The organism is Nocardia spumae, assembly GCF_020733635.1.
In the GTDB taxonomy this organism is placed as follows: domain Bacteria; phylum Actinomycetota; class Actinomycetes; order Mycobacteriales; family Mycobacteriaceae; genus Nocardia; species Nocardia spumae.
On record NZ_JAJFZL010000001.1, the window covers coordinates 5,692,668 to 5,709,956 of the forward strand.

Annotated in this window: 15 protein-coding genes; 4 read left to right on the top strand and 11 right to left on the bottom strand. The window is 68.9% G+C overall.

Features of this window, described 5'->3' with window-relative positions:
• Nucleotides 1-28: 28 nt before the first annotated feature.
• The 4 genes from LKD76_RS25240 to LKD76_RS25255 form a co-directional block, all read right to left on the bottom strand.
• Nucleotides 29-244, bottom strand: a complete 216-nt coding sequence (locus LKD76_RS25240) for a biotin/lipoyl-binding carrier protein (protein WP_227983908.1) — start codon at nt 242-244, stop codon at nt 29-31.
• Between the two features lie 74 nt (nt 245-318).
• Nucleotides 319-702, bottom strand: coding sequence for a DoxX family protein (locus LKD76_RS25245; RefSeq protein ID WP_372465927.1), 384 nt, complete (start codon nt 700-702; stop codon nt 319-321).
• Nucleotides 703-933: 231 nt separating this feature from the next.
• Nucleotides 934-3,072: a molybdopterin oxidoreductase family protein gene (locus tag LKD76_RS25250; protein ID WP_227983909.1), complete on the bottom strand. Its 2,139-nt coding sequence runs from the start codon at nt 3,070-3,072 to the stop codon at nt 934-936.
• A 72-nt stretch (nt 3,073-3,144) separates the two neighbouring features.
• Nucleotides 3,145-3,960, bottom strand: a complete 816-nt coding sequence (locus LKD76_RS25255) for a DUF8176 domain-containing protein (RefSeq protein ID WP_227983910.1) — start codon at nt 3,958-3,960, stop codon at nt 3,145-3,147.
• Between the two features lie 463 nt (nt 3,961-4,423).
• On the opposite strand from LKD76_RS25255, the gene LKD76_RS25260 reads away from it, so the two are divergent.
• Nucleotides 4,424-5,872, top strand: coding sequence for a wax ester/triacylglycerol synthase family O-acyltransferase (locus LKD76_RS25260; RefSeq protein WP_227983911.1), 1,449 nt, complete (start codon nt 4,424-4,426; stop codon nt 5,870-5,872).
• A 15-nt stretch (nt 5,873-5,887) separates the two neighbouring features.
• Here LKD76_RS25260 and LKD76_RS25265 read toward each other — a convergent pair whose 3' ends face one another.
• Nucleotides 5,888-6,904 (bottom strand): alpha/beta hydrolase, encoded by a 1,017-nt coding sequence (locus tag LKD76_RS25265; RefSeq protein WP_372465928.1) that lies wholly within the window; start codon nt 6,902-6,904, stop codon nt 5,888-5,890.
• A 1,244-nt stretch (nt 6,905-8,148) separates the two neighbouring features.
• The gene (locus LKD76_RS25270) at nt 8,149-9,042 is read right to left on the bottom strand and encodes a universal stress protein (protein WP_227983912.1); all 894 of its coding nucleotides are present in this window, start codon (nt 9,040-9,042) and stop codon (nt 8,149-8,151) included.
• 284 nt (nt 9,043-9,326) lie between these two features.
• Here LKD76_RS25270 and LKD76_RS25275 point away from each other — a divergent pair, with 284 nt between their 5' ends.
• A complete protein-coding gene (locus tag LKD76_RS25275) occupies nt 9,327-10,589 on the top strand; it encodes an alpha/beta hydrolase family protein (protein ID WP_227983913.1) in 1,263 nt (420 codons plus the stop codon).
• A gap of 25 nt (nt 10,590-10,614) precedes the next feature.
• On the opposite strand, the gene LKD76_RS25280 is transcribed toward LKD76_RS25275, so the two are convergent.
• Genes LKD76_RS25280 through LKD76_RS25300 form a run of 5 tightly spaced genes read right to left on the bottom strand, consistent with a single transcriptional unit; the run spans nt 10,615 to nt 15,744 of the window.
• On the bottom strand, nt 10,615-11,460 hold the full coding sequence (locus tag LKD76_RS25280; protein ID WP_227983914.1) for an STM4011 family radical SAM protein: 846 nt from the start codon (nt 11,458-11,460) through the stop codon (nt 10,615-10,617).
• Between the two features lie 13 nt (nt 11,461-11,473).
• The gene (locus tag LKD76_RS25285; protein WP_227983915.1) at nt 11,474-12,838 is read right to left on the bottom strand and encodes an STM4012 family radical SAM protein; all 1,365 of its coding nucleotides are present in this window, start codon (nt 12,836-12,838) and stop codon (nt 11,474-11,476) included.
• Nucleotides 12,835-13,698: an STM4013/SEN3800 family hydrolase gene (locus LKD76_RS25290; protein ID WP_227983916.1), complete on the bottom strand. Its 864-nt coding sequence runs from the start codon at nt 13,696-13,698 to the stop codon at nt 12,835-12,837. The genes LKD76_RS25285 and LKD76_RS25290 overlap by 4 nt, the downstream gene beginning before the upstream one ends.
• Complete coding sequence (locus LKD76_RS25295) at nt 13,676-14,806, bottom strand: STM4014 family protein (protein ID WP_227983917.1); 1,131 nt, start codon at nt 14,804-14,806, stop codon at nt 13,676-13,678. Before LKD76_RS25295 ends, LKD76_RS25290 begins: the two co-directional genes overlap by 23 nt.
• Nucleotides 14,803-15,744 (bottom strand): STM4015 family protein, encoded by a 942-nt coding sequence (locus LKD76_RS25300; RefSeq protein WP_227983918.1) that lies wholly within the window; start codon nt 15,742-15,744, stop codon nt 14,803-14,805. The genes LKD76_RS25295 and LKD76_RS25300 overlap by 4 nt, the downstream gene beginning before the upstream one ends.
• Nucleotides 15,745-15,920: 176 nt before the next feature.
• On the opposite strand from LKD76_RS25300, the gene LKD76_RS25305 reads away from it, so the two are divergent.
• On the top strand, nt 15,921-16,241 hold the full coding sequence (locus tag LKD76_RS25305; RefSeq protein ID WP_227983919.1) for a DUF8820 family protein: 321 nt from the start codon (nt 15,921-15,923) through the stop codon (nt 16,239-16,241).
• 18 nt (nt 16,242-16,259) lie between these two features.
• Nucleotides 16,260-17,285, top strand: a complete 1,026-nt coding sequence (locus LKD76_RS25310) for a DUF6745 domain-containing protein (RefSeq protein WP_227983920.1) — start codon at nt 16,260-16,262, stop codon at nt 17,283-17,285.
• Nucleotides 17,286-17,289 lie beyond the last annotated feature (4 nt).

Below are 17,289 nucleotides of genomic sequence, written 5' to 3' on the forward strand. Positions count from 1 at the left end.
ATCCGCGCACAGCCACGGCGATCACGACCTACGAGATGACCGCGATCAGATCGCCCTTCTGCAGCACATCGCCGGGCTTGACGTTGATCGAGGCCACGGTGCCGTCCCCCTCGGCGACCACGGGGATCTCCATCTTCATCGATTCCAGCAGCACGAGGGTGTCGCCTTCATGCACTGCCGCACCCTCCTGGGCGACGATCTGGAAGACGGTCGACACCATCTCCGCGAGCACTTCCTCAGCCATGACACCCTCCGCTAGCTCGGCCTGACAACCGCTGACGGTACAGCCAACCACATCCGCGGCCACGGCGATCACGATCAGGCGGTGAAGGTCTCGAAACCGAAGCGCCCCCAGGCCACGAGGACCGCCAGCGCGAGGTAGACCAGATTCACCGTGACCAGCTTCGGTTCGCCGTGGCGGTAGTGCGTGATCATCGCGCCGACCATCAACAGCACCCAGCACACCGCTGTCACCGGCACCATGATCGGCGCGATGCCGAGTGCCGCGGGCAGGATCAGACCGGCCGCGGCCAGCAGTTCGAGGACACCCAGGGTTTTGACCAGGCCCGGGGCGATCGGTTCGGTCCAGCCACCGCCCGGCGCCGCGGCCAGCGTCGCCTTGGGTACGAAGGTTTTGGTGATGCCACCGGCCAGGGCGACCACGGCCAGCAGTCCGGCGACGATCCAGAGGGTGAGGTTCACGAGCATCTCCTCGCAGGAGTGGAGGCGATGCCGAATCGTCGGCATCGCGATCGGTCCTGCATGAGACGTCCGCACCGCGGATCCTGTGACACCGGCTCGGCGTGACCTATGCCATAGCGCCGGCGCACCGCTCGGCCGGCACGGAAATGCCCGCTGCGCGAACCGGTTCCGTTGCCGGACCTCGATCGGCACCGCCACCGGCAGGGTCGCACAGCCATTCGGGTTCGTCGGCTAGTTGCCGGTGACGCTCACCCAGGTGTTGTTGACCGCCGCGGTGCCCGACAACGGATCGACGAGGGCCGGATCGTGCAGCAGATTCACATTCGCCCCCGGCAGTGCGGCCGCGACCCGCCAGCCGACGCCCGGTTCACGGTGCCCCCAGCCGTGCGGGATCGCGACGGTGCCCGGCCGGATCTCGTCGCCGACCTCGAGGGTCACCACGATCGAACCGCTGGCCGAAGCGACGGTGACCGGTTCGCCGTCGGCCAGGCCGCGCGCTCCGGCATCGGCGGGGTGCATCAGGACCGTGCAGCGATCACGTCCCTTGACCATGGCCGGGACGTTGTGCAACCAGGAGTTGTTGCTGCGCAGATGACGTCGGCCGATCAAGCGCAGGTCGTACCCGCCGTCCTCGGCCGGTGCGACGGCGGGCAGATCCCGGACCGCCTCCCGGAAATCCGCGGGCGCCAGCGAGACCTTGCGATCGCGGGTCCCGATCAGCGAACGCAGGCGCGGGCGCAACGGGCCGAGGTCCACGCCCCCGGCCGAGGCGCGCACCTTGCGAATCGTCAACCCCGCGGGGCCTTTTCGGAGTACTCCGTACGGGCCGGCCGCGATGCCCAGCGCCGCGAATCGCATCGGCGACAGTCGTTCGAAGACCGCGTTCAGTGCCCGGCCGGTGAATCGCCGAGCGGGCAGCGGCACCATCTCGGTCACCATCCGGGCCAGAATCTGCCAATCCTCGAGACCGTCGGCCGGCGGTTCGAAGACCTTGGCGTCGTAGCGCAGATTGTTGCGCACGCTGAACACCGGGAACAGCAGGTTGACGTCCTCGCGTTCGAGCTGGGACACCGGGGGCAGGATGATGTCGGCATGCCGGCTGGTCTCGGTGATGTACATGTCCACGGACACACAGAAATCCAGGGATTCCAGCGCCGCGTCCAGCCGCCCGCGCTGCGGGGTCGACAGCACCGGATTGCCCGCGTAGGTGATCATCGCGCGCATCCGCCCGGGCCCCTCGGTGAGGATCTCGTCGGCCAGTGCCGCCACGGGCAGTTCGGAGCGGAAGGATTTGTAGCGCCCGGAGCGGTCGGTCCACGCGCCGTGGGCCATCGGCAGATATTTGCCGTACCTCGCGGCGTCGACCGGCGCTGTCGCGAACATCTGCCCGCCCGCTCGATCCAGATTCCCGGTCACCGCGTTGATCGTGTTGACCAGCCAGTGGGTCAGCGTGCCGGTCACCTGCTGGCACACCCCGATCCGGGCATACAGAACCGCCGAGCGCGCGGCGGCGTGATCGCGGGCGAAGGCGCGAATCGTCTCGGCGTCCACGCCCGCATGCGGCGCCGCGACGTCGGGCGTCCACGGCTCGACCGTCGCGCGCAGTTCGTCCCAGCCCGAACACCGGTCGCGCACCGCGCGGTCGTCGCACAGTTGCTCGGCGACCATGACGTGCAGCACGGCGAGCAATAGATAGACGTCACCGCCGGGGACGACCGCGATGTGCTGATCGGCCAGCCGTGCGGTCTCGGTCCGCCGCGGATCGATCACCACCACCGTCCCGCCGCGTTCACGCACCCGCTTGATCCGCTGTCTGGCATTGGGCATGGTCGTGACCGAGCCGTTCGAGACCGCCGGATTCGCTCCCAGGATCACCAGCCGATCGGTCCGGTCGATGTCGGCGACCGGCATCAGCACATTGGATCCGAACATTCGCCAGGCCGCGAACTCCTGCGGGAACTGATCGATCGACGAGGCCGAGTAGAAGTTGCGGGTCAGCAGCACCGCGCGCAGCAGCACCCCGTACAGCACCGACGAGCTGTGCGCCGCCGGATTTCCCAGGTACATGCCGATCGCACTGGAGCCGTGCTCATTCCGGATCCGCCGCAACCGCCGGCCGATCTCGTCGAACGCCGCATCCCATCCGATCGGCTCGAACCGGTCGCCCACGCGCCGCATCGGGGTGCGGAGCCGGTCGGGATCGTGATGCAGCGCGCCCATCGCCGTCGCCTTGGGACAGATGTATCCCTCCGACAGCACATCGTCGGGATTGCCCTCGATCCGCACGACCTGATCGCCCTCGACGGTGACTCGGATGCCGCAGTGCGCCTCGCACAGGGTGCACTGCCGGGAAACAATGCGAGTATTCATTGCTCAACCTCTCACGCGGCGGACATCTCGCAGCGTACCGGCGCTTTCGACACCGGTACAGCCCCGCGCGCGTCAGCCCTGCCGGTCGCGAATTTCGTAGAGCAGGGTGCGGCCGTCCCGGACGACCGTGCGCACGGACTGGTGATAGACCGTCGTCGCGCCACCCGGGCGGTACTCCTCGATATCCACATCGAACAGTTCCGCTTCTCGCGCCGCGATGCGCACGCAGTACGCGGTGCCGACCGGGATCGCGGTATCGATCGCCTCCTGCAGACCGGCCGCGGCGGCGACGTTCACGGTGTCCGGGGCGATGAAGGCCTGAGCCCGGGCACCGCTGCGCTCGGTGTAGTAGGAGTATTCGAATCCCAGAATCGCGCCGGGCCCGTCGGCGGTACCGCCCGGACCGTTGCCGACGGTGCGGCCGTCGTGCGCCTCGGCCCGGCACTGCGGGATCTGCGGGGCGATCGCGGCGGGCGAGGTCGCGGACACGGAAGAGGTGACCGGCGCCGGGACAGCCGACAGGGGTGCGGCGGCCGGAGTTCCGGATTTCTCCCGCGTCGCCGACACGACGGCGACCGTGGTACCCGCACCCACCACCGCGAGTGCCGCCACCACCGCCGATCCGACGATCCAGCGCCGGCGCGCGCCCGGCCGGCGCGACGTCCGGGTAGGCGTACCGAGCGCCAGCTGGATGGCATCGGGATCGATCGCCCATTCCGGAGCCTCCGGCGACCGCCGCACGATCCGCGGCGGCGCATCGGCCGGTCGCGAATCACGCGAGCGCTGCAGCGGGGGTGGGGGCGCGGCGAACCAGTCGGCGGAACCCAATGGCGGGCCGAACGGTTGGGGTCCGGGGGTCCCAGGTGGCCGATTGGATTCGGAGCTCATCACATCCCTCACGCCCGGAGCTGTCCCGCCGGGATGACGATGCCAGCACTTGCCCCGCCGCACAACACGGCAAACCTCCCACAATTGGGAGCACAGGACTTGCGTTCGATTCGCCGCAGTGCCCGGGCCCCGCCCGCGACCAGCGTGACCGCCCGCCCCGAGAGCACATCACACCCGCCCGGGCAACCACGGAGACATCGATTCCGCGATCAGCCCGACTCGCCATTGTTATAGACGATTGATATTACCGATCGGAACCCTCTGCTCCGAGACGGCCTCTCCCTCTCCGATCGCCGCGTGCACAACAATCGCGATCCACACCCCGATCGCCGATAGCGCGAGACGAATATCTTTCGATTCGCGCCGAATTCCGGTGCGATTCTTTTATCCGGCCGCGGGCACCACATATCCGAACCGGGACGGTAGACTCCGCCGGAGTGAAATTGCCCGAGCAGGAGCAGCTATGACGACGAAAACGGTCCGCGATGCGGGCAGCGGGCTGACCGTCACCGCGGAACAACTCGCACCGCGGGACGCGGTATTCGTTTACGACGAGTTCGAACGGCATCCGTCGAATATCGTCGCCGCCTATGTCTTCGCCGGTTCCGGCACGTCGGTCAGCAGGGCGCAGGTGCGGGCCTGGATGCGGGAGCGACTGGGCTACTCCCCGCTGTTCCACCGCCGCCTCGAACGCCTGCCGGGCGATATCGATCTGCCCTACTGGGTGCCCGACACCGGCTTCGATATCGACGATCACGTGACGATCGAGGGGCAGGCGACGCAGCCGTGGCCGGCGGTGCGCGAGCGCATGGCCGAGATCACCGGCGCGCGTATGGATCTCACCCGCCCACCGTGGGAGCTGCACGTCTTCGACGGCGTCACCGGCTTTCCCGGCACTCCGGCGCCGGTGACCATCGTGGTACTGAAATTCCACCACAGCGTGGGCGATGGCGTGGCCACCCGGAAACTCGAACTGCGACTGTTCGGCGCCGACACCGCGCATCCGCCGATCCCCGCCGTCGACAGCGCCTGGTCGGCCTCCGGTGCGCTGCTGCGCGCCGCCGCGATGGCACCGTATAGATGTGCCCGGTTCGTGGGCGGCCTGGCCCGCACCCGGTCGGCGGCGAAAACCGTCCGGGCCCGGATCGCCGAGGGGCTGGTCCACGAACCGGATCCGACGCGGCCCGCCACGCGTTTCAATCGCCGCATCACACCGGCGCCGACGTTCGACCTGGTTACCTTGCCGATGTCGGACATCCGCGCGGCGAAGGACGCGCTCACCGAACGCACGACGATCAACGATCTGCTGCTGACCGTCATCTCCGGCGCCCTGACCGACTACCTCGCCGAATGCGACGAGACGCCGCCCGCCTCACTGGCCGCCATGGTGCCGATCTCGATGCGGGGTATCGCCCGATGGGATTCGGTCAACCAGCTGTGTCAGATGTCGGTCGATCTGCACACCGACCGCGAGGATCCGCTCGATCGCCTGCGCGCGATCCGGGATTCGGCGCGGCGGGAGAAGCAGCGCTACGCCGACGACGCGGTGATCGCCCGCGAGGGCCGGATGCAGACCTCACCGGCGTGGTTGCTGCGGCTGGCCGGATGGGCTCGGGCGCAACGGGTTTTCGACGAGGTCGACACGGTGCCACTGATGAACACCACGATCAGCAATGTGCCGCCGGTCGCCGATCGTCCGGAATTCCTCGGCGCGCCGATGATCAGCGCCTTCGGGGTACTTCCGATCATGGACGGTGACGGCCTGCGGCATCTGATCACCTCACAGGGCGACCGGCTCGATATCACGTTCAGCTCCGACACCGCGATGCTGCCGGATCCGGGCCACTACGGTGAGCTGCTGCTGCGGTCGTTCCGCACCGTGAGCGACGCGATCCACGCCGCGCCCCGGTAGGGCCCCGGGCCGCGCTCAGCGCACGCCGAGCGCGGCCGCCATCATCGGCCATGATTTGTGCAAGTCGTCCTGCCAATATCCCCACGAGTGCGTACCCGCCGGATGGAAGTTGTAGGTGATGTTGGTGCGCCCCAGTGCCTGCGTCTTCTCCGCCAGCCGGGCGGTGCAGTAGTTGGCGGCGGACTCGATACCACCGCCGAGCAGGACCTGATTGGCCAGGATGCGGCTGTCGGCGCGGATGCTCGGATCGGCGAGCGAGTCGTGGCGACCGGGCAGTCCGGTGCCGCTCGAGATGTACATCGGGATATCCGGCAACCGGTCGGCGTGCAGGTAGGGATCGTGTTCCTTCCAGCCCGCGCCGTCGTTGGGGCCCCACATATTGGTCGCGTCGCCCTTGCCCAGGCTGACGACGAGCGTGACGAACGCCTGCCCGATCGGATCGCTGGTCATCGCGCATCCGGAGTAGGCGGCGACGCTGCGATAGAGCGTCGGCGCCTGGATCGCCAGATCCAATACCGACGTGCCGGCCATGGAGATACCCGCCAGCGCGTTGGCACCGGTGGTGCCGAAGGCGGCATCGATCACCGGCGGCAGTTCGCGGGTGAGGAAGGTCGACCACATGTTCTTGCCGTTGTTCTTCAGCTTGTGCGCCAGGCCGTCGTCGGCCTTCTCCCAATCGGTGTAGTAGCTGAACGCGCCTTCCATCGGGATCACCACGTTGACCTGCTTGTCGGCGAAGTAGTCCACGGCATCGGTCTGCTTCAGCCAGGTGGCGGCGTCCTCACCACCTCCGGCGCCGTTGAGCAGGTACAACGTCGGCGCCGGCGTCCCGGTGTCCGGCGCTCGCAGCACCTGCAGCGGGATCACCCGGTCCATCGACGGTGAGTACACACCGATATCGACCACCCGCCCCGGACCCGCGGTTTCGCTGACGATCCCGGCCGTCGGCGCGGCCGAGGCAGTCGGCGCGACCACGGTCCACACCAGGGCGGCCGCCGCCAGATACGCGAGATACGCGACGACGCGTGTCACACCGCTCACCTTGTCTCCGAAGATTCGCGGGCCACCCGCACCCGGTCGGCACAGCGAGCCGCTGCGCGATTGTCGCTCACTGAACCTCTGCACTCCACCCTCGCCTCACACCACCATCGGCTCCGAAAACCGCTGTGGGGGCACACTCGACGATCGAGTATGCCCCCACGGTCACCAACCGGATTACTTACCGGCGGCCGGGGTGCCGCCGCTGAGGGTGATGAGTGCATTCACGACATTGGTGCCGATCGATCCGGCGCTCGCGGTGCCCATTCCCAGAATATCGATGAGCGATCCCATATCATTTCTCCTAAAGTATTTATGAATCGAAAGTCCGCGGTGGAAATTCCGATCGACTTACGAAGTTCCGCGTCCGCTACTTGACGATGTTCCCGAGCGAGCCCAGGAATACATCCCACAGCCCGTCACCCGCGACGGCGGAACCCAGGGCCGGAATCAGCGCGGTGATCAAATCGCTCAATGAGCCCATTGACGAATCTCCTTTGTGAGCATGTCCCAATCTCCCCTCAGCCGCCGGAATCACGCCTGAGAGTCAAAGGTCACGGTCCTGTATCGGCAGTGACCGAGGCAACATATCAAGCGTCCACTTTTCAAGCAAGCAGTTCCTCTAAATATATGACCTGCGCTAACGGTCTCGAATGGCGAACTTTCAGCTATCAAACTGGCGGTCGAGCCGCGGTACCGAACCGGCACCGGATACGCACCACCGCGACCACATCTCGAGTTGCCTTGCTCCGCAATACGTTTCACTTCCGGTCGGAAGTTTCGCACCGGAGCGACCCCCACCCGCCCCCTCGCCCGCGCGACCGCCCTGGATCGCGCCAGACCCTTCGTTTCGCTAGAAAAATTTCTCCGCCCGGCCGCCGCCGACCCGCCACACCCCCCGAAAACGGGCCGGAGCCCCCTCTGCAGACCGAGTGCGGCGATCGCGCCGAAGCGCCCGATAGGTCGCCACACTTCTCGGATCGGCGCCCGAAGCCGTTCTCCCGGTGAGCTTTTCCTGATCAACCGACCCGGCGCGAGTGCTCGGCCCGTGCTCGCGCGCGCCCTATCGATCGCTCCACCGATCCGCGTTGTCGCCCCAGGTTTGCCACCACCGCGCGTGTGTCCACCTGGGCGCCGAACCCCGAAAGGGCTTGGGTATGCCTGGGGGCACGTGGTGATCGGTCGCCTGATCGATCACCACGGGTGCCGGGCGGCCGCTAGCGCCGCCCGGCGGTCCGTCAGTGCCGGCGCACCACGATGACCGGACATTCGGCCGACTGCAGCAGCGCGTGACCGGTGGATCCGAGCAGCATGCCGGTGAACCCGCCGCGGCCGTGACTACCGATCACCACCAGCTGGGCATGTTCGGATTCGGCCAGCAGGGCGCGGGAGGGCCGGTCGGCCCAGACCACCGGCCGCACATCGACATCCGGATACTGTTCACGCCAACCGGCCAGGCTCTCCGAGAGCGCGGCGCGTTCGGATTCACGCAGGGCGTCCCATCCGGCCACCGCCACCTCGGGCAGGCTGATGTCGCTCCAGGTGTGCACGGCGATCAGCGGCACCCGCCGCCGCGACGCCTCGTCGAAGGCCACCCCGATCGCGGGCACGCTGTTGTCGGTACCGTCCACACCGACGACCACCGGCTGGGCGGCGGTCACCACATCGGTCGCGGAGTTACCGGGAACCACCGTGACCGGGCAGCGCGCGCGTTGCACCACCGCGGAACTGACCGAACCCAGCAGCGCCCGCTTGACCGCACCGCGACCGCGGCTACCGACGACCAGCCGGTAGGCACGATCGGAGCGGTCCACCAGGGTCGGAATGATCGGGTCGAACACCAGCTCGGTGCGAATCTCGAGCGGGCCGGTCACCAATCCGGCGACCCGGCGCGCCTCGGTGATGATGTGCTCACCGTCTTGTCGCACCCACTCCGCGTTCCCGGCCCAGATCTCGGAACCGAACCCGGTCGGCAACGTGGCGGAGGTGATGATGTCGAGCCGGCGACCGTGCAACACCGCATCGACCGCGGCCCACGCCACCGCTTGATAGGAGATCTCGGAGCCGTCGGCGGCGACCACGATGGGCAGATCCGGCCGGTCGTCGATTCCGGTGGCGGATGCGTCGGTCATGGGGGATCCCTTCGTCTCGCCCAGCGGTTTCCGGGTCGAGGCTACCGGCGCGGATACAGTTCGGCATCGCTCGTTTCGGATGAACCCGCCGCGTGGCACCATCCGGCACTCCGGCTCACCATTCATCGCCCGCACCATAGCTACTTTTCAGCGATTAGACGCCGTCGCAGCCGAGCCAGCGAGAGCCGATATGGTCTCCGAATGGTCTCAGCAGGCAGACAACTTGGGCCCCACCGAGTCCGGTGGTGTTTACCGTTTCGCGACGACACGGCTATCTTGGACCCATGGCTCGGGTATCGAATCGGATCAGGACCGCCCGCTATCATCTGGCATCGCGGCGCGGCCCGCTGCTGACCGCGACCCTCGCCCTGATCGCGATCACCGCCTCGGCCGTCACCGCCACTGCCGATCCCGCCGTGCCGGAGGGGCCGGCCTTCTACGAAGCGCCCGCAAAGGCCGTCGCCGGACCGCACGGCTCGGTGATCCGGGCCCGCAGTATCACCGGCGACCCCGGACTGCCGGGTGCGCGCAACCTGCTGGTGCTCTATCGATCGGTGGATCCGCAGGGACAGCCGGTAGCGGTTTCGGGCACCGTCGCCGTCCCGGACGGGACACCACCACCGGGTGGCTGGCCGCTGATCTCCTGGGCACACGGCACCACCGGTGTCGCCGACAGCTGTGCCCCCTCGCTCGACACCGGACCGGGCTATCCGGCCCACGACTACACCGCACTCGTGCGTGAGGTCCAGCAACGCTGGCTGGCAGCGGGATACGCGGTCGCGCAGACCGACTACCAGGGCCTGGGCACACCGGGTCCGCACGGCTATCTGATCGGCACCACCGAGGCACGTGCCGTGGCCGATATCGCCCTCGCCGCACGCGAACTCGACGGTTCGATCGGTAAGCAGTGGGCGGCCGTCGGCCATTCTCAGGGTGGTCAGGCCGCGGTCTTCACCGATGCGCAGGCCCGCGCCTGGGCACCGCAGCTGGACCTGCGCGGTGCGGTGGCCCTGGCCCCGGCCTCGCAGACGGCGATCGGCGTGGGTGCGGCCCGGCTGGCGAGCGCGGTCGGTGCGAGCAATGCCCTGCCCGCCGCCTTCGCGGGTGCGAACGCCTTCCTGCCGTTGCTGATTCGCGGTGCGCAAACCGTCGAGCCGATCGATCCGGCACGTTTTCTGACCCCACGATCACTGGCGCTGCTACCCGATGCCGACACCGAGTGCATCGGCGCGCTACGCGCACCCGGAAGCTGGGGTGGGCTGCCCGTGGACGCGGTGTTCAGCCCGGTCGGCGATGTCTCCGCATTCCTGCGAGTACTGGCCGACAACGATCCCAGTGTCCAGCGCGTCGATTCGCCGTTGCTCGTCCTGCAGGGCAGTGCCGACACCACCGTGCCGCCGGCCGCCACCGAGGCGATGGTCACCCGGATGCGGGTGGGCGAGCAGCCGATCGAATACCGCACCTACCCGGGCGCCGATCACCGCGGCGTACTCGACGCCTCCTTCGCCGACGCGCTGACCTGGGTGAACGCACGCTTCGGCCGGTGAACGCCGAGCGCCGAGCCGCAGCGGCTCACCACCCGGCCGGGATCCGTTCGAGGATTCCGCCCGCGAATACGTCGTAGAGCGGCAGGGTTTCGAGGTGGGTGTAGCCGATGTGGCAATCGCACCGGGCGAGCGGGCACGGCCGCGGGCGCAGCGCCGCCCGGTAGGAACCGTCGTACAGATTGCCGATCTCGACGGGGACGAAATGACAACGACGGACGGTACCGTCGCCATCCACCGAAATCACGGATTCACCTGTGCGACAAGGCAATCCGGCCGAGCGGTGCGGATATCGACTGAATCCGAAATGCGGGTCCAGGGTGGTCCAGCGGGCAGCCTCCGCGTCGGACAGGTCGTATCCCTCGGGCGCGTTCACCCACAGGTAGACGTCGTCGGGCAGATCGGCGCGCAGGCGCAGGGCGGGTTCGTAGTGGTGCGGCAATCCGACAACGCCGACGCTGAACCGGATTCCGCGGTGGGACAGGTCGGCGCATTTGGCGACGAAGCGGTGGTACGGAGTCTGGTCCGGGTGGTATGTGCACCACAGTGCCACCACGGCCGGATCCGCCTCGGCGAGCCAGTCGGTGCGGCAGCTCAGATTGGTCTGGATCGCGACCCGCTCGACCGTGGGCACCTGTGACAACTGCACCAGCGCGCGCCGATACCAGGATCGCACCAGCCCCTCACCCCACGGTGTGAACAGGATCGAGAGCCGGTCACCCCGCTGGTGTCCCACCCAGTCGACGAACCGCTCCAGCGCGGCGCGGTCGGCGCGCAACTGCTCGCGGCTGTCCCGGCGTTTCGCGAATGGGCAATAGGGACAGTCGAAGTCGCACGACGCGAGCGGGCCCCGATACAGAATGCTCAGATCCATCGACTTACCCGGATCAGCGCGGCTCGTAGGCGGCCATGGCCGCCCGCACCGCCGGTGAGAACAGGCGCGGGCCCAGGGCATCGGAGTACGACAGCCCCGCGGGGCTCAGCCGCAGCAACTCCGGGCCGGAATCCGGATCGAGCCAGCCCAGGTCCTCGAACTCGGCGAATTCGGCGGGGAAGTGCTCGCGCGGGTAGGCGCCGAAGCGGTCCCGGTAGGCCGTGAGGTCCATCCCCTCGGCCCGCAGCAGCGACTGCAGCAGATGCCGGCGGCGCGCCTCGTCCCCGTCGATGCGGTGGCCCACGTGCGGATGGGTGAAATCCGCTGTTCGGGTGTAGGTGTCGATGATGCCGCGCACTTCACGCATATCGACCGCGTAGTCGAACGAGTAGTGCAGCCCCGCCGTGTACGAGCGCGCACCACAGCCCAGGCCCACCATGCCGTCGGTCTGGCAGGCGTAGTCGGCGAATTCCGACCCCGGCAGACCGTGCCCGGTGTGCGGCCGCCGGAACATGCGCATCGACACCTGCTCGTAGCCGGCGGCCAGCAGATGGTCGCGACCGAACGCGTACAACCTCATCCGCTGCGCATCCCATGCGGTCTCGGCCTCCGCGGCGGGCCGCGGGGAGGACGACCGGCCGAGACCGGTCAGCGGTCGCACGTACAGCGGATACAGGTACAACTCCTCCGGCTGCCAGGCCAGCGCCGCGTCCAGGGAGTACCGCCAGCTCCGTTCGGTCTGGCCCTCGATGCCGTAGATCAGATCGATGTTGAGGATCGGGATCTCGGCCGCGCGGATCCGCCCCAGGGCGGCGTCGACCTCGGCGCGGTCCTGCGGCCGGACCGCGGATCGGGCCTCGGCCGGCACGAAACTCTGCACGCCGATGCTGATCCGGGTGGCACCTCGCTCGGCGAGCACCGCGAGCCGGTCGGCGGTGGCGGTGCCCGGGGACGTCTCCACCGACAGTGGTGTCGCCCGCAGATCCGCACCCATGCGCCGCTCGGCGATATCGCACAGCCGCTCCAGCTCGGCCGCGGACAGGTAGGTGGGAGTACCCCCGCCGAACGCCGTGGCGGCGAAGCGGATCGGCCGGTCCCCCAGTGCCGCACGGACCGCCACCGCCTGCCGGTCGAGGGCGTCGAGATATCGGGTGGTCAGCTCGCCGGGCGCCCCGATGCGGGTGAACAGATTACAGAAGCCGCACCGGAATTCGCAGAAGGGAATGTGCGCGTACAGCGACAGCGCGTCGACCGGTTCGCCGGCCCACACCTCGCGCAGGCTCCGCCGATCGGGCAGCGGACGATAGGCGGTCTTGTGCGGATACCCGTACACGTAGTTCTGATACGGCCGGGGCCGGGTGCGGACAGTAGCGGTCATCGGGAACCCTCGAGGAAGAACTGAGCGTAGGGCACCGTCCAGACCGATTCGTGGCCCAGCCGGTGCCCGGTGAAACCGTCGTCGCCGTAGGCGGTGCCGTGATCGGAACACACGATGGTGAAACACCGGCGACGACGGCGAGCCGCGGCGAACAGGCGGCCGATGTGCCGGTCGACGTATTCCAGTGCGGCGGCGTGGGTTTCGCGAGTGTCACCCGCGTCGCGAGTCGCCCCCGGCAGATGGAACCAGTTCGGCTGATGCAGGGCCGACACATTGACGAACAGGAACAGGCGCTGCTCGGGCGGCACGGCTGCCACCACCTCCTCGGCACAGGCGATCTGCGCCTCGAACGAGCCGGGCGCGGCGACGGAGAACTCCGGTTCCCAGCGACTGTCCTGGAACAACCCCGGCAGGACACCGCCCAGCGGCCCGCGCTTGTTGAAGAAGCCCACACCACCGATGCAGACCGTGTGATATCCGCACTGTGCGAGGGCGGTCACCAGATCGGGACTGTCGTAGACGAAGGTGCGCCCGGCGGTGGTCTCACTCCCCTCGAAACGCGCGGCGAACAACCGCGGATGCGGTCCAGGAGTGGCCGGAGTGGGCAGGAAGCCCGCGAAGATCGCTTGGTGGGAGGCATAGGTGAAACTGCCCGGAGCATGGCGCTTCTCCCATCGCCCGCCCGGCAGGTGGCGAGCCAGATTCGGCAACCGGCCCGCCGCCGCCAGGTCGGCGGCGACGTCGTAGCGCAGGGTGTCGAGAGTGACCAGCAGCAGATCGTCGCGGCCGACCACCTCGTTCATATCCGGCGCGGCATCGTCGATGCCGGTGGCCGGTTCACGCGTGGACAGCGTGCTCACCTCCGATCGGACGTCGCGCGATCGCGGCGACCTGCGCATCGTAGGTATCACCGTCGAACCCACTGCCCGGCAGGGCGGGCAGGCCCGGCAGGAGGTCACCGAACGCGTTCACCTCACCCACCACGAATCGCCGCCAGCCGACTCCGGGCAGCACGTCGACGCCGACCCGGGAGAATCCCGGGAAGCAGGCAGCGGCACGCTCGGCGAGTTCGAGGACCTCCGGCCAGCGCCCGCCCGCCGATTCGGTGGCCGCGCGCGCCAGGTCGAGATCGCCGCGCGCTCCGCCCAGATGCAGATTCGTCATCGGGCTCGTGCCGGTCCGCACCACCGCGTGCGTGGCGCGACCGCCGACCACGACGACGCGCAGGTCGGCGCTGCGCCCGTGCTGAGATGCCTTGGGATGCCAGCGCTCCACGTGCAGGCCGTCGGGAGCGAGCGCGTCCACGATGGCCCCGACCTCCGCGTCGGTGCGGTACTGCCGCACCCGCAGCGAGTTGTACAGGTGGCCGGCGTCGTCGAGCTGGACCGACGTGGTGGCCTGGATCCGGCCCGAGCCGCTCGTCTGGATCGCCAGCACACCCGACGCGGAGGATCCGTGCGCGAGTTTGACGAAGGCGCGGCGCAGCCCCGCGGCGGCGAGCAATTCCCTGACCCCCGTCCAGCCCGCGATCGGTTCGAGCCGCCCCGAGGTCGGGGAAACCGGCACCGGCACACCGGCTTCGCGCAACACAGCATGACAGCGACGTTTGTCGAACAGCACCGCGAGCTCGCCGGGATCGTCGAGAAGTTCCGCCCCGCAGGCTGTTACTCGCGCGCCGAGCGCGCGGGTGGCCGCGGTGAAGCGCTCGTACCAGCGCGCCGTACCCTCCACCCGCGTCGGGTCCGGCACCGCACGCCACCGTCGGTCGAGCACCGCGTCCTCACCGGGCGACTCGCAGCGGACGAGTTCACCGGGCGCGAAATCGGCACGGCCGGACACGACATCGCGCCAGCCGACCGTGCGCGCAGCGGGCAGGCCGGCCCGTCGCAGCGCCTCCTGGAACAGCCCGACCCGCCGATTGCCGGGAATACCGACCACCGCGATGCGCGTCGGCGCCGGATCGCTCATTCCGCCACGGCGGTGTAGCGCTCCTCGCGCTCACCGGAATCGCTCTCACATTCCGACAGGTCCACCTCGACGCCGGGCAGGGCCGCCAACAGCCGGTTGCGCATCGACTCGCCGATGAAATGGTGGTGCAGATCCAGATTCTTCAGATGGGTCAGCGGCTGACCGCCGAGCAGCGCCTCGACGCCCTCGTCCCCCAGGGTCCCCATGGACAGGTCCAGGGTGCTCAGCCGCGGCACCACCGGGGCGGAGGCCAGGGCCGCGGCGATCTCGTCCTGAATCTCGCTGTTGCGCAGGGCGAGTGAGCGCAGCTTCGGCAGCCGGGTGCCCTGCAGCAGCGGTTCCAGGTCCGCGACCGTGGCATTGCCGCCGTACCAGGAGGTACCCAACCAGATGTCGAGATGTTCGAGCGCCGGGAAGTCACTGGCGGCGATACCACGCACCACCTCACCGTCGAGACCACCGGTCTGCACGACCAGGGAACGCAGGGTCGCGTGCGAGGCCGGCGGAAAGGCCAGATGCTCACCGCCGCGCACCCCGAATTCCAGCAGTTGATCGAAGGCGCTCAGCAACGGCGTCACATCCGACTGGTTGATCCAGGAGATCTCGCTCTCCTCGAAGGTGACGTCGCCGACGAACAGCGCCCGCAGATTCGAGAACCGATCGCGCACCGCGAGCAGTTCGTTGATCACCAATTCCGAACTCTCGTCGTACATCTCGCCCCACACCCCGATCACCAGCGCCCGCACGGCGGACGGATCGACCGCGTCGAGGAAGCGTGCGAAGGTCTGCGGCCAGGTCTCGTCGGAGTCCCCGAACGGATCGGCCGAGATACGCCACGCGACCTCGTCCGCACCGGGCAGCTCGGCGGTCGAATCGGCGTCGGGAAAGGCGACAACCGGTAGCCCGTGCCAGGTTTCGAGGTGGTCGGAAACGGTCATGTCAGCGGCTCCGTGGACGAAAGTGTCGATCAGGTGTCAGCAGTTTGTATCAAGTCGCACCGACATCGGGCGGCCCGGCCCGCATCCGGCGATCGGCGGCGTCGGCGATGTCGGACCCGAGGGCTATCTTCGGCAGCACGGCCGGCGCGCGAGGCGCCGGTCCAGGAGGGAAAATCGTGTTCCGACAGGGAGATGTGCTGATCGTGCCGGTGGCCGAGCAGTCGGTACCGCGGGCAGTGCTCGACGCACCCGGTGAACCGCGCGACGCGCGCGGCCGGATGGTGCTGGCCCTCGGGGGGGTGACCGGGCACACGCACGCGCTGATCGCGCCGGGCCGATTGATCCGCACCGGCGGTGACGGCGCGATGCTGCACCTGCCGGAGGGCGGGCGAGTCGTCCACGAGGAGCATGCGGCCATCCCACTGCCCAAGGGGTGGTTCCGCATTGTGCGCCAGCGGGAGTACATTCCGGGTTCCGTCCGAGTGGTGGCGGACTGAACCATGAAAGGAAGTGGAGTGCAGCAACTTTCGGACTGGCGTTCGATCGCCGCCGCGGTCGGGCCGGTCGACCGGCCCGCGGCCGAGGCCGGGGTCCGCGCGGCGTACCGCGACGCGGGCCTGCCCGAACCCGATCAGATCGTCTGGGTGCCGTCCCCGCTGGCGGCGGTCGGCGCGGTCCGCGCACTCGACGATCCGGGTGCCGCTGTGCGCGAACGCATCCGAACCGCCCCCTGGGCGGCCGCGCGCGAGCGCGTCCACGACGAACTCGGCGCCGACGGCTGGGCGGCGCACTGGCGCGCCACCGGGGCCCCGCTGTGGGATATCATCCGCGCACTGGCCGACCGGCTCCGTGACGGCGTGGTCGCGCAGCTCGTCACCGTGGACCCGGCCGACCGCCCGGCTCGGATCGCGGCCGAGCGCGAGGTGCGCGGCGTGCTGCTCGACGCGGTACTCGGCCAGCACGATGCTGCCTGGCTGGCCGCCTTCGACGGCCGGGACCACAACCTCGGCGGTCTGATGGAGGTGGCCCGCGGCGCGGGCTGGTGGTGGCCGTACGAGCGGGCCGCCGTCGTCAGCGAACGCCCGGTGCGATTGCGGCGCGACGAGGCCGGCCGCCTGCACAGCGACGACGGTCCGGCGGTGGCGTTCGGCGACGGATTCGCCCTGCACGCCTGGCGCGGTATGCCGGTACCGGCCGACTTCTTCGCCGGGCTCGGCTCGCTCACCGCCGAGCGCATCCGCACCGAGGAAAATGCCGAACTGCGCCGAGTGCTGCTCGAGCACTACGGCTACGACCGGTATCTGGCCGAGTCCGGAGCCGAACCCGTCCACCGCGACGACGCCGGAATCCTGTGGCGTATCCCGCTTCCCGACGATGAGGACGTGGTCATGGTGGAGGTCGTCAACTCCACGCCGGAACCCGACGGCACCCACCGCACCTACTGGTTGCGGGTGCCGCCGAGCACGCGCACCGCGACCGAAGGGGTGGCGTGGACGTTCGGCCTCGACGCCGAGGAGTACCTCCCGGTCCGGCAGACCTGAGCGG

Coding starts and splice junctions, on each gene's coding strand:
- LKD76_RS25240 (WP_227983908.1), bottom strand. CDS start 244: ATGGCTGAGGAAGTGCTCGCGGAGATGGTGTCGACCGTCTTCCAGATC.
- LKD76_RS25280 (WP_227983914.1), bottom strand. CDS start 11,460: ATGGATCTGAGCATTCTGTATCGGGGCCCGCTCGCGTCGTGCGACTTC.
- LKD76_RS25250 (WP_227983909.1), bottom strand. CDS start 3,072: ATGAATACTCGCATTGTTTCCCGGCAGTGCACCCTGTGCGAGGCGCAC.
- LKD76_RS25295 (WP_227983917.1), bottom strand. CDS start 14,806: ATGAGCGATCCGGCGCCGACGCGCATCGCGGTGGTCGGTATTCCCGGC.
- LKD76_RS25285 (WP_227983915.1), bottom strand. CDS start 12,838: ATGACCGCTACTGTCCGCACCCGGCCCCGGCCGTATCAGAACTACGTG.
- LKD76_RS25270 (WP_227983912.1), bottom strand. CDS start 9,042: ATGACCGACGCATCCGCCACCGGAATCGACGACCGGCCGGATCTGCCC.
- LKD76_RS25300 (WP_227983918.1), bottom strand. CDS start 15,744: ATGACCGTTTCCGACCACCTCGAAACCTGGCACGGGCTACCGGTTGTC.
- LKD76_RS25260 (WP_227983911.1), top strand. CDS start 4,424: ATGACGACGAAAACGGTCCGCGATGCGGGCAGCGGGCTGACCGTCACC.
- LKD76_RS25275 (WP_227983913.1), top strand. CDS start 9,327: ATGGCTCGGGTATCGAATCGGATCAGGACCGCCCGCTATCATCTGGCA.
- LKD76_RS25255 (WP_227983910.1), bottom strand. CDS start 3,960: ATGAGCTCCGAATCCAATCGGCCACCTGGGACCCCCGGACCCCAACCG.